The sequence below is a fragment of the Lysobacter sp. F60174L2 genome (assembly GCF_052547135.1).
Map to the genome: position 1 here is coordinate 467989 of NZ_JBQWRA010000001.1, position 25653 is coordinate 493641.

At 69.1% G+C, this 25653-nt stretch carries 16 protein-coding genes and 3 pseudogenes; 11 read left to right on the forward strand and 8 right to left on the reverse strand.

All coding sequences use genetic code 11. The features are described from left to right. Positions 1-337: 337 nt before the first annotated feature. From ACT9AS_RS02065 to ACT9AS_RS02080, 4 genes and pseudogenes are all read right to left on the reverse strand, one after another. Positions 338-632, reverse strand: a pseudogene (locus ACT9AS_RS02065) (IS30 family transposase); the annotation flags it as partial. A gap of 167 nt (positions 633-799) precedes the next feature. Beyond that, the gene (locus tag ACT9AS_RS02070; RefSeq protein ID WP_445098458.1) at positions 800-1807 is read right to left on the reverse strand and encodes a methyltransferase domain-containing protein; all 1008 of its coding nucleotides are present in this window, start codon (positions 1805-1807) and stop codon (positions 800-802) included. A gap of 200 nt (positions 1808-2007) precedes the next feature. Then, positions 2008-2952 (reverse strand): oxygen-dependent coproporphyrinogen oxidase, encoded by a 945-nt coding sequence (gene hemF, locus ACT9AS_RS02075; protein ID WP_445098459.1) that lies wholly within the window; start codon positions 2950-2952, stop codon positions 2008-2010. Positions 2953-3140: 188 nt separating this feature from the next. Next, entirely contained in the window at positions 3141-5570 is a 2430-nt protein-coding gene (locus ACT9AS_RS02080; RefSeq protein ID WP_445098460.1) for a prolyl oligopeptidase family serine peptidase, read from the reverse strand. A 181-nt stretch (positions 5571-5751) separates the two neighbouring features. Between ACT9AS_RS02080 and ACT9AS_RS02085 the strand changes: the two genes are divergently transcribed. From ACT9AS_RS02085 to ACT9AS_RS02100, 4 genes are all read left to right on the forward strand, one after another. Then, the gene (locus ACT9AS_RS02085) at positions 5752-7161 is read left to right on the forward strand and encodes a cytochrome ubiquinol oxidase subunit I (protein WP_445099012.1); all 1410 of its coding nucleotides are present in this window, start codon (positions 5752-5754) and stop codon (positions 7159-7161) included. After that, positions 7161-8174, forward strand: a complete 1014-nt coding sequence (gene cydB / locus ACT9AS_RS02090; RefSeq protein ID WP_445098461.1) for a cytochrome d ubiquinol oxidase subunit II — start codon at positions 7161-7163, stop codon at positions 8172-8174. Before ACT9AS_RS02085 ends, cydB begins: the two co-directional genes overlap by 1 nt. A 128-nt stretch (positions 8175-8302) precedes the next feature. Next, positions 8303-8572, forward strand: a complete 270-nt coding sequence (locus ACT9AS_RS02095) for a YcgL domain-containing protein (RefSeq protein WP_445098462.1) — start codon at positions 8303-8305, stop codon at positions 8570-8572. After that, positions 8565-11984, forward strand: a complete 3420-nt coding sequence (locus ACT9AS_RS02100; protein WP_445098463.1) for an ankyrin repeat domain-containing protein — start codon at positions 8565-8567, stop codon at positions 11982-11984. The genes ACT9AS_RS02095 and ACT9AS_RS02100 overlap by 8 nt, the downstream gene beginning before the upstream one ends. A 3-nt stretch (positions 11985-11987) precedes the next feature. On the opposite strand, the gene ACT9AS_RS02105 is transcribed toward ACT9AS_RS02100, so the two are convergent. Further along, on the reverse strand, positions 11988-13838 hold the full coding sequence (locus tag ACT9AS_RS02105; RefSeq protein WP_445098464.1) for a monovalent cation:proton antiporter-2 (CPA2) family protein: 1851 nt from the start codon (positions 13836-13838) through the stop codon (positions 11988-11990). 173 nt (positions 13839-14011) lie between these two features. On the opposite strand from ACT9AS_RS02105, the gene ACT9AS_RS02110 reads away from it, so the two are divergent. Next, positions 14012-14848: a hypothetical protein gene (locus ACT9AS_RS02110; RefSeq protein ID WP_445098465.1), complete on the forward strand. Its 837-nt coding sequence runs from the start codon at positions 14012-14014 to the stop codon at positions 14846-14848. Between the two features lie 76 nt (positions 14849-14924). Here the strand turns inward: ACT9AS_RS02110 and rho are convergent. Together rho and trxA are read right to left on the reverse strand one after the other, a co-directional pair. Beyond that, positions 14925-16403, reverse strand: a pseudogene (gene rho / locus ACT9AS_RS02115) (transcription termination factor Rho); the annotation flags it as partial. A gap of 831 nt (positions 16404-17234) precedes the next feature. Then, positions 17235-17561 (reverse strand): thioredoxin TrxA, encoded by a 327-nt coding sequence (gene trxA / locus ACT9AS_RS02120; protein WP_445098466.1) that lies wholly within the window; start codon positions 17559-17561, stop codon positions 17235-17237. Between the two features lie 225 nt (positions 17562-17786). Here trxA and rhlB point away from each other — a divergent pair, with 225 nt between their 5' ends. The 6 genes from rhlB (at position 17787) to rpoH (ending at position 23988) form a co-directional block, all read left to right on the forward strand. Then, complete coding sequence (rhlB, locus tag ACT9AS_RS02125; RefSeq protein WP_445098467.1) at positions 17787-19556, forward strand: ATP-dependent RNA helicase RhlB; 1770 nt, start codon at positions 17787-17789, stop codon at positions 19554-19556. Between the two features lie 67 nt (positions 19557-19623). After that, positions 19624-20310 carry a cell division ATP-binding protein FtsE gene (gene ftsE / locus ACT9AS_RS02130; protein WP_445098468.1) on the forward strand — a complete coding sequence of 229 codons (687 nt, stop codon included), beginning with the start codon at positions 19624-19626 and terminating at the stop codon, positions 20308-20310. Continuing rightward, positions 20307-21254, forward strand: coding sequence for a permease-like cell division protein FtsX (ftsX, locus tag ACT9AS_RS02135; RefSeq protein ID WP_445098469.1), 948 nt, complete (start codon positions 20307-20309; stop codon positions 21252-21254). Before ftsE ends, ftsX begins: the two co-directional genes overlap by 4 nt. A gap of 10 nt (positions 21255-21264) precedes the next feature. Next, positions 21265-22092 carry a response regulator gene (locus tag ACT9AS_RS02140; RefSeq protein ID WP_445098470.1) on the forward strand — a complete coding sequence of 276 codons (828 nt, stop codon included), beginning with the start codon at positions 21265-21267 and terminating at the stop codon, positions 22090-22092. A 114-nt stretch (positions 22093-22206) separates the two neighbouring features. Continuing rightward, positions 22207-22914, forward strand: a complete 708-nt coding sequence (gene ung, locus ACT9AS_RS02145) for a uracil-DNA glycosylase (protein WP_445098471.1) — start codon at positions 22207-22209, stop codon at positions 22912-22914. 180 nt (positions 22915-23094) lie between these two features. Beyond that, positions 23095-23988: an RNA polymerase sigma factor RpoH gene (gene rpoH / locus ACT9AS_RS02150; protein ID WP_445098472.1), complete on the forward strand. Its 894-nt coding sequence runs from the start codon at positions 23095-23097 to the stop codon at positions 23986-23988. Between the two features lie 237 nt (positions 23989-24225). Here the strand turns inward: rpoH and ACT9AS_RS02155 are convergent. Then, positions 24226-25620: pseudogene (locus tag ACT9AS_RS02155) on the reverse strand (NAD(P)/FAD-dependent oxidoreductase); the annotation flags it as partial. Between the last annotated feature and the right edge of the window lie 33 nt (positions 25621-25653).

Here is a 25653-nt window from a genome sequence, read left to right on the forward strand (position 1 = left end):
GGTCGGCCCGCTCCGCGGTCCGGCCCGGCGCAGCGCGCCGGGCGTTCGCACAGGCGCGCGGCGGTGCCGCGCAAGCAGCCTGTGCTCACCCTTGGCCGACTCGCCGGCCGCGGACATCCATGTCCGCTGTGCGCAGCACCCCGACCCGGACGCCGCTTCGCCATTTGCCTGCCGATGGCGTCGGGCAAAGCAGGGCGGCGCACAGCCGTGTCGCCAGCTTTTGTAGGAGCGACGTAAGTCGCGAAAGAAGATCGTCTACCCGTACTGCCTAACGATCGCAAACGAATGCCCTACCCAGACTCCCCCAGCCAGTCGCGCGGCCGCAGGTCCGCCAACTCCCGCAGTTCCACGTCAGCGATCTGCACAACTCGTTGGGTAGCTGAAGTGCGAATCAGTGCTTCCAAGACCTTCACCAGCACGACATAGCGCGTGCTTGCGCTCGACCAGCGTGGAGGTCCGGTTGCCGCTGCCGCACAGCAGGACAGCTTCCCAGTGCCCCGGAACGACCCGGTCCTCGACCCACGCCGGGCGCTCACTGATCGAACGGCATCGCTGATCCGACCATGGTCTGCCGTTTGCCGGGTGTGGTGGCGGGAACGCCGCCCCGCCCGCGTCCGCCGCAAGTGCTTCGACCAGATCGAATGCCCGGCGACCAATGCTCGTGAGACGTCTTTCCGCTCGAACAGGCTCAATGCTCATGCGGCGACAGCGACCCGAAAGACAGCACGCGTGATCATCGGTCGTGATCACGCCGCTGAATACAACCGGGTCCTTCATCCACTCCCCTCTCGATTTTCGTTCAGGTGGCTTTCCAGTCAGAGGGTAGAGAAACAAAATTCTCCATCAATGCACCCACTTTTCCCTTCTGGATATCCTTGAGTAACAAGATCTCGGAACGGTCGGGAAGTTCATGGCTTTCCGTGTGACGAGCCATGTTCGATTTTCGAGCAATTGCTCTGACAGCCAATCCCTTGGTGCCCGTGTATGTCCTGAAGCTGGAATAATGTAGCTTCAATACCTCAAAACCGGCGGCTTCAAGACAATATCGTAATGAAGGAGCCGAAAACCAGTTGATGTGCGTTACCGGCTCCGAAGGTTTCGGGTGCTTCCTGTTCCATAGTTCTAGCGGAACCTCAACAAAGATCACGCCGCGCTGGTCGAGTGCCTTGCGAACGGAGAGTAATTCCCCTATGGGATCGGCCACGTGTTCCAAGACGTGATTGCAGATAGCCAGATCATATTCTTCGTCAACTCCCTGCAAGTCGGGAGCGCGGTAATATATCCCAGGAAGAGGATTGCGGCACCCGTAATCAACGACATGGCAGTTCATGCCCTCCCTGACAAAATATTCAAGAATGGCTCCCTGCGCTCCTCCGAAGTCCAGTATTCTTGTCTCATTGGAAACCCATGGCGAGAGCAACTGGAATAGCTCCCTGGCCCTTTCTGTGTATACCTCATGGTGTGTAAGCCTTTGCCATGCTTCGGGCGAGTATTCCACCCGATCAGGGAAGGGAGGCTGTTTCAATGGCTTGGTGCTGAGGCGCTGATATTTTATCGAAACCATCCTGGGGGTCGGTCTCGGGGAGTAGTACACGAATCCGCAGCATGTACATTGACACCAGCGTATCCGAGCGGTTTGTTCTCGAGTGCCAATCCAGTCTTCAAGAAATATCTGGAGGCGAAGTTTTCGTCGGTCATCAAGCCCTCCTCGGTCTTCAATAACCTGCTCGCCGATATTTTCAATTCCGCTCTGCTTGCATAACGGACACGTATTTTCTGCGAGGGATGGTTCGGCGGGGGCTTTCAAGTCATTCGAAAAATTGTCCATCTCGGCACCTATGGATTGAACTTGGCAGCCTGACGAAGCGCCCACGAAGAGCAAATCGATGGCCAGTCTGGATCGGCGAACTCTACGGAAAAAGACCTGCAATGCGTAGTCAGACGCGATGTTGGCAAACCTCCCCAGCCCACAATTCCTACAGCTATGCGCGGACTGACGTTGCCAACTCAACGCAACCAGTCGCGTGGACGCAGGTAGTCGGCCAGCCGCGCCTCGGCGCTGCCGGCCTCCGGTTCGAAGCGGTACTCCCAGCGCGCCAGGGGCGGCAGGCTCATCAGGATCGACTCGGTGCGCCCACCCGACTGCAGGCCGAAGTGGGTGCCGCGGTCGAGCACGAGGTTGAACTCGACGTAGCGGCCCCGGCGGTACAGCTGGAACTGCCGCTCGCGCTCGCCGTACTGGGTGTCCCTGCGGCGCTCGACGATCGGCAGGTAGGCGTCGAGGAAGCCGTCGCCCACGGCGCGCATGTAGCCGAAGTCGGTGTCGAAATCGCCCTGCAGGTCGTCGAAGAACAGTCCGCCGATGCCGCGGGTCTCGTCGCGGTGCTTGAGGAAGAAGTACTCGTCGCACCAGCGCTTGTGCGCGTCGTAGCGCGCCTGTCCGCCGAACGGCTCGCACAGCTCGCGCGCGGTGCGGTGCCAGTGCAGCACGTCTTCGTCGAACGGGTAGAACGGGGTCAGGTCGAAGCCGCCGCCGAACCACCAGGCGACGGTCTTGCCGTCGCGTTCGGCGTGGAAGTGGCGGACGTTGGCGTGGGTGGTCGGCAGGTACGGGTTGCGTGGGTGGAACACCAGCGACACGCCGACTGCGCGCCAGGAGGCGCCGACCAGTTCGGGGCGGTTGGCGGTGGCGGACGGCGGCAGTTTGGTGCCGGAGACGTCGGAGAAACCGATGCCGGCCTGCTCGAACACCGCGCCGTCGCGCAGGATGCGGGTACGGCCGCCGCCGCCGGCGAGGCCGCTGGTGTTGCCGGTGGCGCTGCGTTCCCAGCGGTCCTCGATGAAGCGGGCACCGCCGTCGGCGTCCTCGATGGCGGTGCAGATGCGGTCCTGCAGGCCGGTGAGGTAGTCGCGGACGCGGGTGAAGTCGGTGTCGTTGTCGGTGGTGCTCATGCGGCGGATTCTACCGGGCGCGGCGGTGGCGGCGGCCCGGTAGTGCTGCGATGCCGCGGCTGGCTGATCTGTGTCAAGCAGCGACTGGTGTAGGAGCGACGTCAGTCGCGATTTCCTCGCGGCCTCACGGGGTCAGAGGGTCGCGACTTACGTCGCTCCTACATGGAGCGGTTAGCCCGCTCCCGAGCTCATTCTTCCGTGGAAGAACCACCGGGCTTCAGGTTCTCCTCGAACAGCTCGAAGATCCGGCGGTACTCGTCGTACCAGCTGTCGGGGTGCACGAAGCCGTGCCGCTCGAGCGGGTACGAGGCCAGTTCCCAGTCGTCCTTGCGCAGTTCGATGAGTTTCTGCGCGAGCATCACCGAGTCCTTGTAGAACACGTTGTTGTCCATCATCCCGTGTGCGATCAGCAGGTTGTCCTGCAGGCCGGCGGCGTATTCGATCGGCGAGGACTTCAGGTACGCCTCGGGGTCGACTTCCGGGGTGTTGAGGATGTTGGAGGTGTACTCGTGGTTGTACTGCGACCAGTCGGTGACGGGACGCAGCGCGGCGCCGGCCTTGAACGTGCCGGGTGCCTTGAACAGCGCCATGAAGGTCATGAAACCGCCGTAGCTGCCGCCGTAGATGCCGGCGCGGTCGACGTCGCCCTGCTTGTTGGCGCCGAGCCAGGCGAGGCCGTCGAGGTAGTCCTGCAGCTCCGGCGTGCCCATCTGCCGGTAGATCGCGGTGCGCCAGTCGCGGCCGTAGCCCTCGGAGGCGCGGTAGTCGAGGTCGAGCACGACGTAGCCGTGCTGCACCAGCAGGTTGTGGAACATCTGCTCGCGGAAATAGACCGGGTAGCGGTCGTGCACGTTCTGCAGGTAGCCGGCGCCGTGCACGAACATCACGACGGGGTACTCGCGACCCGGTTCCATCGTCGCGGGACCGTAGTACTTGCCCCAGACCGTGCCTGCGCCATCGCTCGACGGGATCTGCACGATCTCCGGCTGGATCCACTGGCGCGCCTTGAATTCCGCGCTGCGGGTGTCGGTCAGCAGCGCGGTTTCCTCGCCGCGCGTGTCGACCACCGCCAGTTGCGTCGGCAGGTAGCTGTCGGAGTGGCTGACCAGCAGCTTCGAGCCGTCCGGCGACAACGCGAAGCCCTCGACGCCGTCGAGCGCGGTGACCTCGCGCACGTCGCCGCCATTGCGGTCGACCGCGCAGACTTCGTAGTCGCCCGGCCAGTCGCGGTTGCAGACGAAGAAGAACGTGCGGCCGTCGGCGCCGAGCACCGGCGACGAGGCTTCCCACTGGCCGGAGGTCAGCGCGCGCGGCGTGCCGTCGCCGTCGGCGATGTAGAGGTGCGAGTAGCCGCTCTGCTCCGACAGCAGCCACAGCGCGCCGTCGGCGGTCCAGCCGAAGTCGTTGTAGTTCCAGTTGATCCAGGCGTCGTCGTGCAGGCGGTGGCGCACGGTGAGCGCGGCCGCGTCGACCTGGCCGGTCTGCGGGCTGACGGTCGCGATCCAGCGGTCCTTGTTGTCGACCGCGCGCAGCAGCACCGCGGCGCTGCTGCCGTCGGCGCGCCAGTGGATCGCGGGGCTGCCGCCGCCTTCGCTCTCGACCCGCACCGCGCGGTCGCCCTTGAGCGACTCCAGTTCGGCCTGCTCGCGCAGCGCCGCCAGCGGGTCGGTGCCGATCCCGGGCAGGGCGTGGAACTGCAACTCGTCCACCTCGGCGGTGGCCACCTCGACCAGCCACAGCCGGTGCGGCAGTGGCGCGTTGTGGCCGACGCGCACGCGGACTTCCTCGAACTCCTCGTAGCCCGACTCGGTCACGTACTTGGGCATCTTGCCGGCCTGGCCGGCATCGGCGTCCTTGGCCTCGGTGACCACCAGCAGCCACTTCGCGTCCGGCGAAAGCGCGCTGTCGACGATCTCGACGTCTTCGCCGAGGTAGGCCGGCAGCGGCGCGCGGGTCGGGTCGGCGGCGCGCCACGCGGCTTCCTGCTCGCGTTCGGCCTCGCGCTTGGCGCGGTCGCTGGCGAGGGTGTCGATCAGGCGCAACTGGCGGTCGCGCAGGTCGTCGGGCTTGGGCTCGATCGCCGGGTCCTTCTCGGCCTTGACGACTGCGGCCTGGCTGCTGCCCTGGCCGGCGCGCCACTGGAACCACTCGTTGCCGGCGCGGAACACCAGGTTGCCGGCGGCGCTCCACTGCGGCCGCGACTCCTGCTGGTCGGTGCGGCTGACCTGGGTCAGCGCGCCGTTGCGCAGGTCGCGCACGAAGATGTCGCCGTTGCGCGCGAATGCCATGCGCGTGCGGCTGGCGTCGTACACCGGCCGCGCACCGTCCAGTTGCGCGCGCGCGGCGCCGTCGACCTTGACCGGGGTGCCGCCGTTGATGCCGACCTGCCAGGTGTCGCGGATCGTTTCGCCCTCGCGCTTGAGTTCGTACTGCGCGGTGTTGCCGTCCCAGGCCCACCACGCCTGCTCGACCGGCGGCCCGATCCAGTCGGGGTCGGCCATGGCCTGTTCGAGGCTGATCGGGGTCGAGCCGGTGGCGACGGGCGCGGCGGTCGGTGCCTGCGCGAATGCGTTGGCGGACAGCAGCAGGGCGGCGGACAGGGGCAACAGACGGGGCATCGGCACGGTTCCGGCAACAAATTTGGCGCAGGGTAGCAGCGCCCGCGCGGCGGCGGACCGGCCAGCGGTCATGGGCGGTGGCGCAACGCCCGACCCGGCAAACCCCGGGTGCAAACCGGCGGCGCGTACAATGGCCGGCGCGGCGCACCCCCGCGTGCCGCGGAGGTAATGCGTGGACGAGCTGCTGCAGTCGCCGTTGCTGTTGTCACGGATCCAGTTCGGTTTCGTGATTTCGTTCCACATCCTGTTCCCCGCGTTCACCATCGGCCTGGCGCACTGGCTGGCCTTCATCGAGTGGCGCTGGCTGCGCACGCGCGCCGACGTCTGGCGCGACCTCTACTTCTTCTGGCTGCGGATCTTCGCGATCTCGTTCGGCATGGGCGTGGTCAGCGGCATCGTCATGAGCTTCCAGTTCGGCACCAACTGGGCGGTGCTGAGCGAGCGCGCCGGCGCGGTGCTCGGGCCGCTGCTGAGCTACGAGGTGCTCACCGCGTTTTTCCTGGAAGCGAGCTTCCTCGGGGTGATGCTGTTCGGCTGGAAGCGGGTGTCGCACGGGCTGCATTTCTTCTCGACCTGCATGGTCGCGCTCGGCACGCTGCTGTCGACGTTCTGGATCCTCGCGGCCAACAGCTGGATGCAGACGCCGCAGGGCCACGAGATCATCGACGGCATGTTCGTGCCGGTCGACTGGTCGGCGGTCATCTTCAACCCGTCGTTCCCGTACCGGCTGGTGCACATGACGCTGGCGGCGTTTATCACCACCTGCTTCGTGATTGGTGGCGTGAGCGCGTGGTACCTGCGGCGCGGCATCCATATCGAGCCGGCGCGGCGGATGCTGAAGCTGGCGGTGGCGTTCGCGCTGGTCGCGGTGCCGGCGCAGGTGCTGGTCGGCGACCTGCACGGGCTCAACGTCGGCGAACACCAGCCGGTCAAGCTGGCGGCGATGGAGGCCCATTGGCATGCGGAACCCGAAGGCGAGGGCGTGCCGCTGGTGCTGTTCGCGCTGCCCAACGAGGACGCCGAGCGCAACGACTACGAGGTCGCGGTCCCGCGGCTGGGCAGCCTGATCCTGACCCACAGCTGGGACGGCGAGATCCAGCCACTGACCGCGGTACCGGCCAGCGAACGGCCGCCGGTGGCGCCGGTGTTCTGGGGCTTCCGGGTGATGGTCGGGCTCGGCGTGGCGATGTTGCTGCTGACCCTGGTGTCGGCGTGGGCATGGTGGCGCGGCTGGCTGTTCGAATCGAAATGGCTGCTCAACGGCTGGCGGCTGCTGAGCCCAGCCGGCTTCATCGCGCTGCTGGCGGGCTGGTACGTGGTCGAGATCGGCCGTCAGCCGTGGGTGGTCTACGGCCTGCTGCGCACCAGCGAGGCGGTCAGCCCGAACATCACCGCGGCGGCGGTCATGGGCTCGTTGATCACCTTCGCGATCGCCTACGCGGTGATCTTCGGCGCCGGCATCTGGTACCTGATCGGGCTGGTCCGCAAGGGCCCGCAGCCGCACGAGCCGCCGCCGGACACCGAGGACGGCGACAAGACCCCGGCGCGGCCGCTGTCGGTCGGCGACCGTGACGACGCGGAGACGGGCTGATGGAACTGCAGACGGTATTGCCGGTGATCTGGTTCGGCGTGATCGGTTTCGGCGTGCTGATGTACGTCGTGCTCGACGGCTTCGTGCTCGGGCTCGGCATCCTCGCGCCGTTCGCCGAGGACGAGGCCCAGCTCGACCACATGATGAACACCGCCGCGCCGATCTGGGACGGCAACGAGACCTGGCTGGTGCTCGGCGGCACCGGCCTGCTGGCGGCGTTCCCGAAGGCTTATGCGCTGGTGCTGTCGGCGCTGTACCTGCCGGTGCTGCTGATGTTGATCGCGCTGATCTTCCGCGGGGTCGCGTTCGAGTTCCGCTTCAAGGCGCGGCGCGGCAAGCCGGCGTGGGGCGCGGCGTTCGCGCTGGGCTCGATGTTTGCGGCGTTCGCCCAGGGCGTGATCCTCGGCGCGCTGGTCGAGGGCATGCCGCTGCAGGAAGGCAAATACGTCGGCGGCGCGTTCGACTGGTTCAGCCCGTTCTCGATGCTGACCGGGGTCGCGGTGGTGTTCGGCTACGCCCTGCTCGGCGCCTGCTGGCTGATCCTCAAGACCGAGGGACGGATGCAACTGGTCGCGCGCAACCTGACCCGGCCGCTGGTGTTCGTGGTGGTCGCGTTCATGGGGCTGGTCAGCGCGTGGCTGCCGTTCCTCGACTCGCGGATCATGGCGCGCTGGTTCGAAGGCGGTAACTTCTGGTGGCTGGCGCCGGTGCCGCTGCTGGCGCTCGCCAACGCCGTCGCGTTGTGGCGCGCGGCGATGCGCGAAGGCCGCGACGCCATGCCGTTCGTGCTGACGTTGTGCTTCTTCGCGCTGGGTTTCATCGGGCTGGTGCTGGGGATCTGGCCGAACATCGTGCCGCCGGCGCTCACCATCTGGGAGGCCGCCTCGCCGCCGTCGTCGCAGGTGTTCGTGCTGGCCGGGCTGGTGGTGCTGCTGCCGCTGATCCTGGGTTACACGTGGTGGTCGTACCGGGTGTTCCGCGGCAAGGTCGAGGCCGACTCGGGCTACCACTGAGCCGGCCCGGGAGGCCGCACGGGCGCTAGCATCCGCGCCTGCGATCCGGCCTGAACGCCGGATTCGCGTGTCCGTGGGCTGCGGGTATGCTGTCCGCACAGTTTCCGTGCAGCTTTCCCCCGGCCGCCATGCAAGCCTACGTCTACAAGAGTCTCCGCAAGGACGACACCTACGTGTTCCTCGCCGCGCGCGACGACTTCACGCGCGTGCCCGAGGCCGTGCGCGCGCCGCTGGGGCGGTTGCAGTTCGTGATGGAGCTGGCGCTGACGCCCGAACGGAAGCTGGCCCGTGGCGACGCCGCAGTGGTGCGCGGGAACCTGGCAACGCGCGGCTTCCACCTGCAACTGCCGGCCGACATGGCCGACCCGATGACCGAGGACTGGGGTACAGATGGCTGAGCGACCCGAGCACCGCGGTCCGCTGGCCGGGCTGGCGGCCGGCGCAACCGTGCTGGCCTTGCTGGGCGGCCTTGGTGGCTGGTTCGCCGCGGTGGCCGGCACCTTCGCCCAGCCGCTGTTCGCCCTGGCGGCGCGGCACTGGCGCAACCGCGCGCCGGTGACGCCATCGCGCTTGCGCCACGGATTGCCTCCGGTGCTGCTGCTCTGGGTGGGCGTGGTCGCGGCGCTCGCGCTCGCGGTCGCCTGGCCGCTGTCGGCGTTGCTGCGCGGTGGCTCGCTGCCGGCGGTACTTGGCCTGAGCGTGGTGATCGGCGTCGCGCTGATCGTGCTGTGGCGCCTGTGGCCGCTGTGGCAGGGGCTCGAACGCGATGGCGGCGCCTTTGGCGACCACTGGCGCGCGCTGGTGGCGGTCGATCCCGGTGCCTGGCGCGGGCTGGGCGTGGCGTTGGCGGTGACCGCGGTGGCGGCGACGATCCTGGCGCTGGCGTGGCCGGGGCTGGTCGATGGCGGCCTGCGCTGGCTGCTGGCGATACTGCTGCTGGCGGGGTCGGTGGCGCTGCATGCGTGGCTGCAGCGCGTGGCGCCGGCCGATGCGCTGGGCTATCTGGGCGAGGAGGAATACGAGGAAGAGTTCGGCGAGGAGCAGATCGAAGGCGAGGGCGCCGCGGAGCAGGCGCTGGTGGACCGCGAAGTCGCCGACGTGGTCGAGTTGCCGGCCGGCCACAGCGACACAGCCCCCGATGCCCTGGTCGACGATGTCGTCCTCCGCCGCGCGCCGCCTGCGGAACCGCTGGAGCCGGCGTTGTACGCCGCCGCCCGCAGCGGCCGGGTCGAGCGCGCGCTGGAACTGATCGAAGCCGGCGCCGACCCGCACGCACCGCCACCGGCCGACGAGCGCGACCAGCGCAGCCTCGCGGTACTGGCCGCGGTGCTGCCCGACCTGCGCCTGCTGCGCGGGCTGATCGCGCGCGGGATCGAGCTCAACAACGCCGACGCCGGCATCACGCCGCTGTTGGCCGCCACCCGCGACAGCTGGCACGGCCGGCCCGACGCGGTGATGACCCTGCTGGCCAACGGCGCCGACCCGCGCGCGGTCGACGCCGAGGGCAACACCCCGCTGCATTTCGCCGCGCGCAGTTCCGACCCGGGCGTGGCCGCGCTGCTGCGCGACGCCGCGGCCGAACTGGATGTGCTCAACCACGACGGCCTGTCCCCGCTCGGCGTCGCCTGCGCCGCCGGCAACTGGCGGCTCGCGCGGTTCCTGCTCGAGCGCGGCGCCCGGCCCGAGCCGGCCGATGGCCAGCCGGCATTGCTGGCCGCCGCCAGCGGCGAGGACGACGACCCGGCCGGGGTGTTGCTGCTGCTCAAGCTCAAGGCCAGGGTCGACGCCCGCAACGGCGATGGCCGCAGCGCATTGCACGAAGCCGCGCTGGCCGGCCACGCCGGCATCGTCGACGCGCTGCTCGCCGCGGGCGCCTCGCCGGCGATCGCCGATGTCCACGGCGCCAGTCCGCTGCACGAAGCCGCCCGGGGCGGCCATCTCGACGTGCTCGACCGGTTGCTGGAAAAGCTGCCCAGCGGCGGCGCGGCCGAGGTCGCCAGCCAGGACGAGCACGGTCGCAACGTATTGGCACTGGCCTGCATGGCCGAGGGCGCGACCCCGGCGCTGGTCAAGCGCCTGCTCGATCTGGGGATCGATCCCGAGCAACGCGACCGCGAGGGCAAGCGCCCGATCGACCGCGCCGCTGCCGCCGGTCGCTGGCCGCTGGTGGCCGCGCTCGACGCCGGTTATGCCTTGCCCGCCAGCGTCACCGGCGCCGACGATGCCGCGCTGGCCGACCGCGCCCCCGCCGCGTTGCTGCGCGAAGGCCTCGGCGACGGCCGCGAGCTGGAACTGGAATCCGTCGCCAGCCTGCTCGGCCCGGCCGAACTCGGCGCGCTGCTGCACGACGGCGATGCGATCGTGCCGCCGCACCAGATCGAATGGTTGCTGGCCCGCGGCGGCGACCCGGAGGTCCGGGACGGTTCCGGCAACACCCCGATGGCGGTGTTGCTGCGACGCGGTCCCGCAAGCCTGCCGTCGCTGCGCGTGCTGCTGCAGCGCGCGGTGTCGCCGGCCGGTACCGGTGGCCTCGCCACGTTCCTCGGCGCCTGCGTCGCCAGCGAAAAATCGCTGGCCGGGCTGGAAGACGTCGCATTGACCCTGGTCGAACACGGCGCCGATCCGTTCGCCCCGGGCCGCGCCGGCGACCCGCCGCTGACGCTGGCGGTTCGCCTGGGCTGGATGCGCTTGCTGCGGCGCCTGCTGGACAGCGGAGTAAACCTGGATGCGCGCGACAGCCGCGGCATGAGCCCGCTGCACCTGGCCACGGCGCTCGGGCGCGAGGCGATGCTGCGCCAGCTGGTCGCCCACGGCGCCTCGCCGGACCAGCTCGCCGCCGACGGCCAGACCCCGCTGGGCGTTGCCCTGTCGGCCGGCCGCCGCGACCTCGCCGACTGGCTCGACTGGCGCGGCTGGCCACTGCCGCGTCGCCGGCTGGAGGCCGCCGACGTGCCCGCCGCGGCGATCGTCGGCGATGCCGATGCGGTGCGTCGCCTGCTCGATCTCGGATTGCCGGTCGACGCGCTGGACAGCCAGGGCTGCACCGCCCTGCTGCGCGCCGCCGGTGGCGGGCACCGCGCCGTGGTCGACCTGCTGATCGCCCGCGGCGCCGACCCGCAGCTCGCGGCCGGCTCCGGCGCGACCCCGCTGTCGGCGGCGGTCAGCATGCGCCACAACGACATCGTCGACCGCCTGCTGACGGCCGGCGCCGACATCGAGCAGCGCCTGCCGGGCGAACTGACCGTGCTGATGGTCGCGTGCGCACTTGGCCTGCCCGACCTCGCCGCGCGCCTGCTCGGTGCCGGCGCCAACGTGCGCGCGGTCGACGCGCAGGGCCGCACCGCGTTGCACTGCGCCGCGATGTTCGGCTTCGGCGCACGCGAGCGCACCCGCCTGGTCGCGCTGTTCGACACGCTGCTGCTGGCCGGCGCCGAAGCCGATTCCGACGGTGCCGCCGATGGCGGTGCCACGCCGTTGCTGCTGCTGCTCGGCGCGCGTGCCGAACCCGGCAGCCCCGCCGACGAGGACGTGCTGATCGCCGGCCTCGAACAGCTGATGGACCACGACGCCCGCCTCGATCGCCAGGACCCGCGCGGCTTCGGCCCGCTGCACCTGGCCGCGCTGCACGGCCTGCTGAAAGTGGTGAAGTGGCTGCTGCGTGCGTCCGCCGACCCCGACCTGCGCGACACCCTCAACCGCAACCCGCGCGAGATCGCGGTGATGCGCGGCTTCATCGACATCGCCGCCGAGTTCGCGCCGCCGACCGGTGGCGACGTGTCGATGGCGCGGTTCCTGCGCGACCAGCGCTGAGCTTCAGGCGCCGTCGGGCTCCACGGCGTCCTTCGCCGGCGGCGAGTCCTTGCGCCGGGTGATGCCACCGAGCACGCCGGCGCCCTGGTCGGCGTCGAACAACTGCTCCAGCTCGCGCCGCGCATCGCTGGACGCCTGCAGCAACGCCTCCGCATCGTCGTGGACCAGGTACTGCGCGTTGAGCAGGCGCTCGTCGTGGGCGAGGAACTTGCGGCCATGGTCGCGCGCCACCGCGGCCGGCACCCCGAGCGCGACCAGCACGTCCTCGCCGACCTGCAGGCTCGACAGCAGCATCTCGCGCTGCGACTGCGCGCCGAGGTCCATCAGGTCCCAGGCATGCCGGCGGTCGCGCGCGCGGGCGATGACCTTCGCCTGCGGATACAGCCGGCGGATCACCCGCACCGTGCGCAGGCTGGCCTCGGGGTCGTCGATCGCGATCACGAACACCCGCACGTGGATGGCTCCGGCCGAGCGCAGCAGCTCCGGCTTGGCCGGGTCGCCGTAGAACAGCGGGTTGCCGAAGCGGCGCATGAAGTCGACCTGGTCGGCGCTGTGCTCGATCGCGATGAACGGCACCTTCTGCGCCACCAGCAAGCGCGCGACGATCTGGCCGAAGCGACCGAAGCCGGCGATCAGCACCTGCGGATGGCCGTCGTCGGGCATCGGGTCGTAATCGCGCGCCGGCCGCGCCACCGGATGGCCGCGCAGGAAGCGCGCGATCGCGATCATCAGCAGCGGCGTCAGCGCCATCGACACGCCGACCGCCGCGACCAGCCGGTCGCGCATCACGTCGTCGAGCAGGCCGGCCTTGACCGCCTCGGAGAACACCACGAACGCGAACTCGCCGCCAACCGCCAGCACCGCCGCCAGCTGTAGCGCATCGCGCCGCGACAGCCCGCCCGGGCGGATGCCGACCGCGAGCAGGATCGCGAACTTCACCACCAGCAGCGCCAGCACCATCAACTCGATCAGCAGCGGCTCGGCCATCACCCGCTTGAGGTCGATGCTCATGCCGACCGCCATGAAGAACAGTCCCAGCAGCAGGCCCTTGAACGGCTCGATCTGCGCTTCCAGCTCGTGGCGGAACTCCGAGTCGGCCAGCAGCACGCCGGCCAGGAACGCGCCCAGTCCCGCCGACAGCCCGGCGATCTGCATCAGCCACGCCGAACCGAGCACCGCCAGCAGCGCCGCGCCAGTGAACACCTCCGGCATCAGCGAACGCGCGACCACCCGGAACACGTGGCGCAGCAGCACCCGGCCACCGAACACCAGCGCCACGATCGCCGCGACCGCCTTCAGCACCGCATCCCAGCCGAGCCCACCGGACTCCACCGCCGCCGCCTGACCGAGCAACGGGATCGCCGCCAGCAACGGGATCGCGCACAGGTCCTGGAACAGCAGGATCGCGAACGCCAGCCGGCCGTGCTCGCTGGTCAGCGCCTTGCGTTCCGACAGCAACTGCAGGCCCACCGCGGTCGACGACAGCGCCAGCCCGAGGCCGACCACCAGCGCCGCCTTCCAGCCGAATCCGGCCAGCGTCGCCAGCAACCCGAGGATCAAACCGCTGGCCAGCATCTGCGCGCCGCCGGCACCGAACACCGGCTTGCGCATGACCTTCAAGCGCGACGGCGACAGCTCGAGGCCGATCACGAACAGCATCATCACCACGCCGATCTCCGACGCCGCCAGCACCGGCTCGGCATCGCGGATCACCCGGATGCCGTACGGCCCCAGCACCACGCCGGCGGCGAGGTAGCCCAGCACCGCGCCGAGCCCGAAACGCCGGAACACCGGCACCGCAATCACCGCCGCCAGCAGGAATACCAACGCCAGTTCGAGACCACCACCGTGCATGCGCACCTCCTTGGATGATTATGCGCGGAAGTGGTCGACCGCCCAGAGAGCGATGGCATGCCGCGCGCACTCGGGTTGCGGCCTGGCGAGCCTGGGCTTAGCCTTCGTTCACGCAGGTGCGCCGTGTTATTACGGTTCTTGCGATCACTCGATATCTCAGGGAGAGGGGAACCGTGAAAACATGGATTCTGTTATTGGCGCTGTCGTTTGCGCCGTTGGCGTATGCCGGGGACGCGTCTTCCACCCAGGCCGCCGCCCCGATCTACGAGATCACCGCGACCGGCGACATCGAGATCGGTCCGGACGGCCGCGTCCATCACTACGAACTGGACAAGGGTCAGACGCCAGTGATCGAACAGGCCTTGGCGCGGAACATCGAACAATGGCGATTCGAACCGATACTGGTCGACGGACGCCCGGTGATCGGCGCTACCCGCATGCGGATATCGATCAATGCCGAACCCACCGCGACCGGCGACTACCAGTTGCGTGTCAATGACGTCTGGTTCGGCGAGCCGAGCCGCAGCGCGCACGACCTGAGCCCTCCCCGCTATCCGGTGGAAGCGCTGCGCTCGAACATGGGCGCAAAGGTGGTGCTGGTACTGAAGCTCGATGACCAGGGCAAGGTGATACGGGTGCATCCGGAGCAGGTCAGCCTGGACCGGGGCGTCCGCAATGAGCGCAGTGCCGAGAGATGGCGCGATTTGTTTGCAGAGGCCAGCGTGGACGTGGCGAAGCACTGGACGTTTAATATCAATGAAACCGTCGGGGGCAAACCGGTGGGCGTCAGCGTGCGGATACCGGTGACTTACTCCCTGAATGACGGCTATGGGCGTTTCACCGTCGAAAACACCTGGCGTCAATACTTGCCGGGACCGCGTCATCCGGCACCGTGGGTTACCGAAAGCGCCGTGGCGGCGACGGACGGCATGTCGTTGAAGGACGGCCAGGTGCAGCCGATCAACTCCCGGTTCCAGCTTGCCACCGAGGTGGTCGGTATCCTGCTCTGATTCCGGCGCTTCGCCGGAATGCGCAAAGAGAAACGCCCCGCAATGCGGGGCGTTTCTATTCCAGCCGTTGCCGGCCTCAGCGCTTCATCGAACTGAAGAACTCGTCGTTGGACTTGGTGTTCTTCATCTTGTCGAGCAGGAACTCCATCGCGCCGATCTCGTCCATGCCGTGCAGCAGCTTTCGCAGGATCCAGATCTTCTGCAGCAGCTCCGGCTCGATCAGCAAATCCTCGCGGCGGGTGCCGCTGCGGTTGATGTCGATCGCCGGGTACACGCGCTTCTCGGCGATGCGGCGGTTGAGGTGGACCTCGGAGTTGCCGGTGCCCTTGAACTCCTCGTAGATCACCTCGTCCATCTTGCTGCCGGTGTCGATCAGCGCGGTGGCGATGATGGTCAGGCTGCCGCCTTCCTCGACGTTGCGCGCGGCGCCGAAGAAGCGCTTGGGCCGGTGCAGGGCGTTGGCGTCGACGCCGCCGGACAGGATCTTGCCCGAGCTCGGCAGCACGTTGTTGTAGGCGCGGGCGAGGCGGGTGATCGAGTCGAGCAGGATCACCACGTCCTTTTTGTGCTCGACCAGGCGCTTGGCGCGCTCGATCACCATCTCGGCGACCTGCACGTGGCGGCCGGCGGGCTCGTCGAACGTGGACGACACCACTTCGCCGCGCACGGTGCGCTGCATTTCGGTGACTTCCTCGGGACGCTCGTCGACCAGCAGCACGATCAGGTGCACGTCGGGGTGGTTGTGGGTGATCGCGGTCGCGACCTGCTGCATCAGCATGGTCTTGCCGGCTTTCGGCGGCGACACGATCAGCGCGCGCTGGCCCTTGCCCTGCGGCGCCATCAGGTCGAGGATGCGGCCGGTGATGTCCTCGGTCGAGCCGTCGCCGCGCTCCAGCACGAACTTGCGGCGCGGGAACAGCGGGGTCAGGTTCTCGAACAGGACCTTGTTCTTGCTCGCTTCCAGCGGCTCGCCGTTGATGGTGTCGACGATCGACAGCGCGAAGTAGCGCTCGCCATCCTTGGGGAAGCGGATGCGGCCCGACAGGTGGTCGCCGGTGCGCAGGTTGAAGCGGCGGATCTGGCTCGGCGAGATGTAGGTGTCGTCCGGGCCGGCGAGGTAGGACGCCTCGGCCGCGCGCAGGAAGCCGAAGCCGTCGGGCAGGATCTCCAGCACGCCGTCGGCCGCGACGCCTTCGCCGTGGCGGGTCAGCACCTTCAGCACGGCGACGATGACGTCCTGCTTGCGTGCGCGGGCGACGCCCTCGGAAATGCTCAGCTGTTCGGCGATCTCGAGCAGCTTGTGCGCCGGCATGCGCTTGAGGTCGCCCAGCGAGTACACCGGGAAACCCTCGGGGACCTGCGGGTTCGGCCGCGGGACGAAGGTCTCGTTGCCGCCGTCGTCGCTCGGAAAGCCGTCGCGGTTGCCACGGTTGTTGCCGCCGCCACGCTCACGGCGGTTGCGGAAACGATCACGGCGGTTGCCGCGGCCGCCGTCCTGGTCGCCGCCACCGCGCTGCTGGTTCTGGCCCTGGTTCTGGCCTTGGCCCTGGTTGTCGCGCGGCGGATTGGCCTGGCCTTCGGCGCGCGATGCGTTGCCGTTGCCGGAGGGGGCGGACTCGCCGGCGCCGGTGGCTTCGGCCTTGGCCGGGGGCGGCGCCGCGGCCGGCTTCGGCGCGGGCGCGGACGCTTCGCCGGCGTTCGGCGCAGCCGGCTTGGCCTCGGCCGGGGCAGGCTTGGGCTCGCTCTTGGCCGGCTCGCTCTTCACGGGCTCGGCTTTCGGGGTATCGGCCTTGGCCGATTCGGTCTTGCTGGCGGCGGGCGCGCTATCGGCCTTGCTCGCACGCGGCTTGCGCACGCGCTTTTCGGCGGTATCGCCAGCGTCGGGGGTGTTATCGGACAAGCGGGTATTCCTCGCTAAGCGGCGAGCGCTCGCGCGAATGGCGAGCGGGACGTCGGGGACGTGGTCACTGGTTAAGTGATGTTCTAGAAGGGGTGCGGCGCCTGCAACACGCCGGGTTTCGTGAAACTAGCATTGCTGCCGGGCCGCAGCAAGCGGGGCGACGCCGGGTTGTTCATGATCCGGGTGCGGCGTCGTTCCGTGGCGGGGCGATGTAGGAGCGACGTAAGTCGCGATTTCCTCGCCCTGGCTGGATGCGGCAGGCGTTGTGCGCCTCAAGGGTTCCCGCAGCGGCTGCGGCCCACGTTCCCGCAGGCGAACCGCCACGCCGTTGGACCGGGCAGTGCGTTCGCGACTTACGTCGCTCCTACATTCGCATCGTGGGCCATCGCGACCATCATGCGTCAGCGGAGATGTGCGCCCGTGCGTGGGGACGATCCGCACCGCGCCCCGACGGACCGCGGCCGCCGCCGTGGCGGCCGCCGGCGCTCAGAGCGCCTTGTCGATCAGCTGCGCCAGCTGGCCCTTGCCGACCGCGCCGATCTGGGTTTCCTGCACCTGGCCGTCCTTGAACAGCAGCAGCATCGGGATCGAGCGCACGTGGTACTTCATCGCGGTGGCGCGGTTGTGGTCGACGTTGACCTTGGCGATCTTGACCTTGCCGGCGTACTCCTCGGCCAGCTGGTCCAGCGCCGGGGCGATCATCTTGCACGGGCCGCACCATTCGGCCCAGAAGTCGACCAGGACCGGTTCGGACGACTGCAGCACGGCGCTATCGAAGTCGGCGTCGCCGACCTGCATGACTTTATCGCTCACAAGGCTCTCCTGCGTGGGGGCGGGTGCCGGCGGACGCGGGTCGGCCGGGCTTTTGGTGGGGGTTGCGTTAAACTGGGGCGTTTCGCGGTGGCATTCAAGGCCTCCGCACGCTGCGGTCAGGGATGAAACTGGCCGACCCCGGCAGTCTGCTTCGCCGACGCCACCCACGCAAGCACGCCCATCAACGCACGCGTGGGACCTCCCAGACCCGAGATGAATGACCGCATGAGCGACAAGCCCCTTACCGATATCGCGTTTTCCTCGTTCGACCTGCACCCGAGCCTGCTGGCCGGGCTGGAGGGCGCCGGGTTCACCCGCTGCACCCCGATCCAGGCGATGACCCTGCCGGTCGCGCTGAAGGGCGGCGACGTCGCCGGCCAGGCCCAGACCGGCACCGGCAAGACGCTGGCGTTCCTGGTCGCGGTGATCAACCGCCTGCTGACCCGGCCGGCACTGGCCGAGCGCAACCCCGGCGACCCGCGCGCGCTGATCCTGGCCCCGACCCGCGAGCTGGCGATCCAGATCCACAAGGACGCGGTCAAGTTCGGCAGCGACCTGGGCCTCAAGTTCGCGCTGGTCTACGGCGGCGTCGATTACGACAAGCAGCGCGAGCTGCTGCAGCAGGGCGTCGACGTCATCATCGCGACCCCGGGCCGGCTGATCGACTACGTCAAGCAGCACAAGGTGGTCAGCCTGCACGCCTGCGAGATGTGCGTGCTCGACGAGGCCGACCGCATGTTCGACCTCGGCTTCATCAAGGACATCCGCTTCCTGCTGCGGCGCATGCCGATCCGCACCGAGCGCCAGACCCTGCTGTTCTCGGCGACCCTGAGCCACCGCGTGCTGGAGCTGGCCTACGAGCACATGAACGAGCCCGAGAAGCTCGTGGTCGAGGCCGAGACGATCACCGCGGCCAAGGTCCGCCAGCTGGTCTACTTCCCGGCCGACGAGGAGAAGATCCCGCTGCTGCTGGGCCTGCTGTCGCGCAGCGAGGGCGCGCGCACGATGGTGTTCGTCAACACCAAGGTCTGGGTCGAGCGGGTCGCGCGGGCGCTGGAGCGTGGCGGCTACCGGGTCGGCGTGCTCAGCGGCGACGTGCCGCAGAAGAAGCGCGAGTCGCTGCTCAACAAGTTCCAGAAGGGCCAGCTCGAACTGCTGGTGGCGACCGACGTCGCCGCCCGCGGCCTGCACATCGACGGCGTCAGCCACGTCTACAACTACGACCTGCCGTTCGACGCCGAGGACTACGTGCACCGGATCGGCCGGACGGCCCGACTCGGAGCGGAGGGCGACGCGATCAGCTTCGCCTGCGAGCGCTATGCGATGAGCCTGCCGGACATCGAGGCCTACATCGAGCAGAAGCTGCCGACCGCGCCGGTCGAGGCCGAACTGCTGGTGGCCAAGCCGCGGCCGAAGCGCGAACTGGCCGAGGGCGAGGAGCAGGAAAGCGTCGGCGCGATCTTCAAGGAAGCGCGCGAGCAGCGCGCGGCCGACGAGGAGCGTCGCGGCGGTGGGCGCGGTCGCGGCGGCCCGGGTTCCGGTAGCCGCGGTACGGGTGGGCGTGGCGAGGGCGGACGCGGTTCACGACGCCCGCGTCGCGACGGTGCGGCCGGTTCCGGTGCTGGCGTCACCGCAGAAGCGAAGGGCGGAAGCCCGGCGGCGTCCGGCGCGCGTCCGCAAACCGCGGCAACCGTGACCGACGGTGTCCCGACCGGGGCCGATGGCGAAGCGCAGCGTCCGCCGCGCAAGCGCCGTCGTCGCCGCGGCGGCCGCAAGGTCGAGGGTGCCGGCGACAACGCCGCCAGCCAGCCGGCGCAGCCGCAGCCGACGCGCAGCCCTGCCGGCACTGGCAAGGCGACGCAGGTCGCGGCCAGCAAGCCGAAGCCGGTCGCCAAACCCGTCGCCGACAAGGGGGGCGAGAAGCCCGGCCTGCTCGGCCGGATCAAGCGCAGCCTGCAGTCGATGGTGACCCGCGGACCGAATTCGCAACACTGACGCTCCGCGGTAGCCATCACCGCCGCCGCCGCCGATACTTGGCGGCATCGTCTTCGACAGGTGCGCGATGAGCGTTCTGCGCTTCGACAACGTCAGCAAGCAGTACAGCGGCGGCCAGCAGGCGCTGCGCGAGGTCAGCTTCGAGGTCGGCGCCGGTGAGATGCTGTTCCTCACCGGCCACTCCGGCGCCGGCAAGACCACCATGCTGAAGCTGATCCACCTCGCCGAGCGGCCCAGTCGCGGCGCGGTGCTGTTCGGCCAGCAGAACCTGATGCGGGTGCGCGGCAGCAAGGTCGCGCTGCACCGCCGCAACGTCGGCGTGGTGTTCCAGGACCACCGGCTGCTGGCCGACCGCAGCGTTGCCGACAACGTCGCCCTGCCGCTGCTGCTGCAGGGCCTGCGCCGGGCCGAGATCAACAAGCGGGTGCGTGCGGTGCTCGACCGGGTCAGCCTCGGCGCGCGTGCGCAGGCGCTGCCGACCCAGCTTTCCGCCGGCGAGCAGCAACGCGTCGGCATCGCCCGCGCGATCGTCGGCGAGCCGGCGCTGCTGGTGGCCGACGAGCCGACCGGCAACCTCGACCCGACCCTGTCGGCGGAGATCATGGCGCTGTTCGAGGCGCTGCCCGAGCGCGGCACCAGCGTGTTGATCGCCAGCCACGACCTGGCGCTGGTCAAGCGGATGAAGAAGCGCGTGCTGGTGCTCAACCAGGGCCAACTGGTGGACGACATCGCGCCGGAGGACCTCGCCGAATGAGCAGGACGCCCAGCACCTCGCCGGCGAAGGCGCGCTCACGCGTCGGTACCTGGCTCGACCACCATCTCTACAGCCTCGTCGCCAGTGTCGGGCGGATGCTGCGCAAGCCGTGGTCGACCGCGCTGACGATCGGTGTCATGGCGGTCGCGCTGGCGTTGCCGCTGGGCCTGTGGGTGGCGCTGGCGAATGTGGAGCGCTTTGCCGGCGACGTGCAGGACGCGCGCCAGATCAGCCTGTTCCTGAAACCCGAAATCAGCCTGGAGCGCGCCGGTAAACTGGCCGACGAGTTGCGCGCGCGCGCCGACGTCGCCGCGGTCGAACACCACACCCCGGAGCAGGGCCTGGCCGAATTGCGCGCCACCAGCGGCCTGGGGGAGACGATCTCCAGCCTCGAAGGCAACCCGCTGCCGAGCCTGCTGGTGGTCAGCCCCAGCGGCGACGAGGCGTTGCTTGCCGCCGCGCTGCAGGAGTTGCCGGAAACCGACATCGTCCAGCACGACGCCGAATGGCGCGAACGCCTCGACGGCTGGCTGCGCTTCGGCGGCCGGCTGGCCTGGGTGCTGGCGGCGATGCTCGGTTTCGGCGCGCTGCTGGTGGTCGGCAACACCGTGCGCCTCGACATCCAGCAGCGCACCGAGGAGATCGGCGTGCTGCAACTGCTCGGCGCCACCGACGGCTTCATCCGCCGGCCGTTCCTGTATCTGGGCCTGAGCTACGGCGTGGTCGCCGGCGCGTTGGCGCTGGCGCTGCTGACCGCGGCCGACCTGTCGTTGCGGGCGCCGCTGGCGGCACTGGCGCGCAGCTACGGCAGCGATTTCGCGCTGCAGGGCTTCGGCCCGCTGGCCGCGCTCGGGATCGTCGTTGGCGCCGGCGTGCTCGGCTGGATCGGCGCCGGCCTGGTCACCGGCCACTACCTGCGCCAGACGCGCCCCACCGACACATGAGCGCGCACGCATGACCGGAAACGACGACAAGTTGCGCCACGTCGCCGCTGCCGCGCCGCGGGTGATGGTGGTGGACGGCTCGAAGCTGGTGCGCAAGCTGATCGGCGACGTGCTGGTGCGCGAGCTGGAAAACGTCGAGGTCGTGCCCTGCGCCGACATCGCCGAAGCCCGCGCCGCGCTCGCCGCCGGCCCGGTCGACCTGGTCACCACCTCGCTGGCGTTGGCCGACGGCGATGGCATCGCGCTGGCCCGCGCCGTGCGCGAGGCCGCGGGCCAGGCCTACGTGCCGGTGATCGTGGTCTCGGCCGACGCCCAGTCGCACCTGGAGTCGCGGCAGTTCACCGAGGACGTCACCGATTATTTCGACAAGTCGCTCGGCCACACCGCACTGGCGGAGTTCATCCGCGGCTACGTGCAGCCCGCGCCGATCCCCGGTGCGCGCGTGCTGTACGTCGAGGACAGCCGGGTGGTCGCGCTGGCGACCAAGCGCATGCTCGAACGCCAGCAGATGGAAGTGCTGCACTTCGTCGATGTCGAGTCGGCGCTGGAATACCTCGAAGGCCAGCGCGGCGCCGACGATCCGGGTACCGATCTGGTCCTGACCGACGTCTACCTGAAGGGCGAACTCGAAGGCAAGGACCTGCTCGACCGGGTGCGCAACGACTTCGGCTACGGCAAGCGCCGCCTGCCGGTGCTGGTGATGACCGGCGACGCGAACGCCGACAACCAGAGCGCACTGCTGCGCGCCGGCGCCAACGACCTGGTGCTGAAGCCGATCGAGGAGCGCCTGCTGGTGACGAAGACGCTGTTCCAGTTGCGGCTGGCCAGGCTGGGGTAGCGGGGCCACGGCCGGCGTCACTGTCGCGTCCTGTAGGAGCGACGTAAGTCGCGATTTCACGGCGATCCCGGTTGGCGAGGAAATCGCGACTTACGTCGCTCCTACAATAAGGGCATGACCGACGACCGGATCAAGCTCGAACCCTCCTGGAAAGCCCGCATCGGCGACTACCTGCAGCGCGACGATATGCAGTCGCTGGCCGCCTTCCTGCGCCAGCGCAAGGCCGCCGGCGCACGTGTGTTCCCGCCCGGCCCGGAAATCTTCGCCGCGTTCGACGCCACTCCGTTCGACGAAACCCGGGTGGTGATCCTCGGCCAGGACCCGTACCACGGTCCCGGCCAGGCGCACGGCCTGTGCTTCTCGGTCCGCCCCGGCGTGCCCGTCCCGCCGTCGCTGCTCAACATCTACAAGGAGATCGAGCGCGACCTCGGCATCGCCCGGCCCGACCACGGCTGCCTGCTGCCGTGGGCCCACCGCGGCGTATTGCTGCTCAACGCGGTGCTGACGGTCGAGTCCGGCCAGGCCGGCGCGCACGCCGGCAAGGGCTGGGAAGGCTTCACCGACCACGTGGTCGAAACCCTGGACCGCGAGCGCGAAGGCCTGGTGTTCCTGCTGTGGGGCAGCTACGCGCAGAAGAAGGGCGCGATGATCGACCGCCAGCGCCACCGGGTGCTGAAGGCGCCGCACCCCTCGCCGCTGTCGGCCCATCGGGGCTTCCTCGGTAGCGGCCATTTTTCCGCCGCCAACCAGTACCTGGCCCGCCACGGGCAGGCGCCGATCGACTGGTCGCTGCCTCCGGTGGCGGCGCTGGACGTGGCCTGAGCGCCTCTCCGCGAAGATCGGCAGTTGGGACAGTCAGCGCGCATTGAAACTTTTGACCCGGACCTTACGTCCAACGGTGCACGATCCATCTTCGAAACCCCGCTGATTGTTCCGTGAATGGGATGCTGAAGCCCCGCCGGAGCCTTAGCACGCACCCATAACGACTGCTAAGATCACCCCATGACCCAGATTGCAGCCTCCAACGCCCTCGTTTCCAACAGCCTGCCGGTTTCCGCGCTGAACGCGCTGACCCCGATCGGCTCGCTCGACGCCTACATCGGCGCCGTGCACAAGATCCCGGTGCTCAGCGCCGAGGACGAGCAGGCGCTGGCCCGCCGCTTCCACGGCGAGGACGACCTCGACGCCGCCCGCGAGCTGGTCCATTCGCACCTGCGTTTCGTGGTCCACGTCGCCCGCGGCTACAACGGCTACGGCCTGCAGCTCGGCGACCTGATCCAGGAAGGCAACATCGGCCTGATGAAGGCGGTCAAGCGCTTCGACCCCGACCAGGGCGTGCGCCTGGTCAGCTTCGCGGTGCACTGGATCCGCGCCGAGATGCACGAGTTCATCCTCAAGAACTGGCGCATCGTCAAGGTCGCCACCACCAAGGCGCAGCGCAAGCTGTTCTTCAACCTGCGCAAGAGCAAGAAGCGCCTGGGCTGGATGAACGACGCCGAGGTCACCCAGGTCGCCGCCGACCTCAACGTCTCCAAGCGCGAGGTGCTGGAGATGGAGTCGCGGCTGTCCGGTCGCGACATCGGCTTCGACCTGTCCAGCGACGATGACGACGACCACGCGCCGCCGTCGCCGGCCGCCTACCTGCGCGCCAGTGACGAGGACCCTTCGCAGATCTACGAGCGCGAGGATTCCGAGGACAGCCAGATCGCGCTGCTCCACGAAGGCCTGGCCGAACTCGACGAGCGTTCGCGCGACATCGTCGCCCGTCGCTGGCTCGGCAACGAGAACAAGGTGACCCTGCAGGAGCTGGCCGACGAGTACGGCGTGTCGGCCGAGCGCATCCGCCAGATCGAGGCCAATGCGCTGAAGAAGATGCGCGCGCTGTTCACCGCGTAAGTCGCGTCACCGCACGTAAACAACGGCCCGGTACCCCGGGCCGTTTTCGTATGCGCGTTCGCTTCCACGTCGACTGCTCCATGTAGGAGCGACGTAAGTCGCGAACGCGCAGGTAACCGGGACGGGTTGCAACAGGCGTTGCGGAATCGCATGACGAAGCATCCGCTCGCCGGCTGCCGAAGCCGAGGTGAATCCGCCGCACCTCACAGGCCGTGGCGTTCGCGACTTACGTCGCTCCTACATCGGCGGGGGATCGTCGGGGGTGTCGGGCTTGCCGAAGATGATCCGCGCATGCCGCTGGTAGCTCCAGTACGCCCAGGCCCAGTTGAGCAGCACCACCAGCCGGTTGCGGAAGCCGATCAGGAACAGGATGTGCACGACCAGCCAGAACCACCACGCGAGCAGTCCCGACAGTTTCAGCCGTCCGAAGTGCACCACCGCGGCCATCCGTCCGATGGTCGCGAGGTTGCCGAAGTCGCGGTAGCGGAACGCCGGGGCGGGCTGGCCGGCCAGCCGCGCGCGGATCACGGCAGCGACGTGGCTGCCCATCTGCTTGGCCGCCGGCGCCACCCCGGGCACGGGCTTGCCGTCCTGCTGGATGCTGGCGAGGTCGCCGGCGACGAACATGTCGGGATGACCCGGCACGCCGAGATCCGGGCCAACCAGGACACGCCCCGCGCGATCACGTTCGGCATCCAGCAGCGCACCCAAGGGAGAGGCGGCCACGCCCGCGGCCCACAGCACGGTACGTGCGGGAATCGTGACCGGTGCCGCGGCATTCGATGGGGCGTCGCTGCCAGACGGGCTGTTCCCCGTTGCCGCGCCAGTGGTCGGCACCCGGTCCGGCGCCGGGCCGCCGGATGACCGTGCGGCCCCTGCGGTTCCCGGGCGCGCCGGATCCTTTCGCGACAGGGTGATGCCGTGCGCGTCGATCGCGCTGACCGGCGAGTCGGTCAGCACCTCGACGCCGAGCTTCCGCAATTGCCGCCGCGCCTTTTCCGACAGCGACTCGGGGAACGTCGACAGCACCCGCGGCCCGGCCTCGACCAGCCGCACCCGGGCCTCGGACGGATCGATATGGCGGAACTCGCGACGCAGGGTCTTGCGCGCGATCTCGGCGAGGGTGCCGGCCAGCTCGACCCCGGTCGGGCCGCCGCCGACCACCGCGAAACTCAACCACGCATCGCGCTCGGCCGGATCGTCGGCGGCTTCGGCGCGTTCGAATGCCAGCAGTACCCGGCGCCGGATCAGCAGCGCGTCGTCGAGCGTCTTTAGCCCGGGTGCGTCGCCGGCCCAGTCGTCATGGCCGAAATAGGCGTGGGTCGCGCCGCTGGCGAGCAGCAGGCTGTCGTAGCCGATCGCGTCGCCATCGGCCAGGGTGACCGTGTGCGCGGCGGCATCGATGCCGATGACCTCACCGAGCCGCACCTCGACGTTGTCCTGCCCGCGCAGGATGTGCCGCAGCGGCGCGGCGATGTCCGGCGCCGACAGCCCGGCGGTCGCGACCTGGTACAGCAGCGGCTGGAACAGGTGGTGGTTGCGGCGGTCGACCAGGGTGATGCGGACATCGTCGCCGGCCAGTGCACGGGTCGCCCACAGCCCGGCGAAACCGCCCCCGACCACCACCACATGGTGCTGCCTGCCGTTGCCGTGCATGCCGACTCC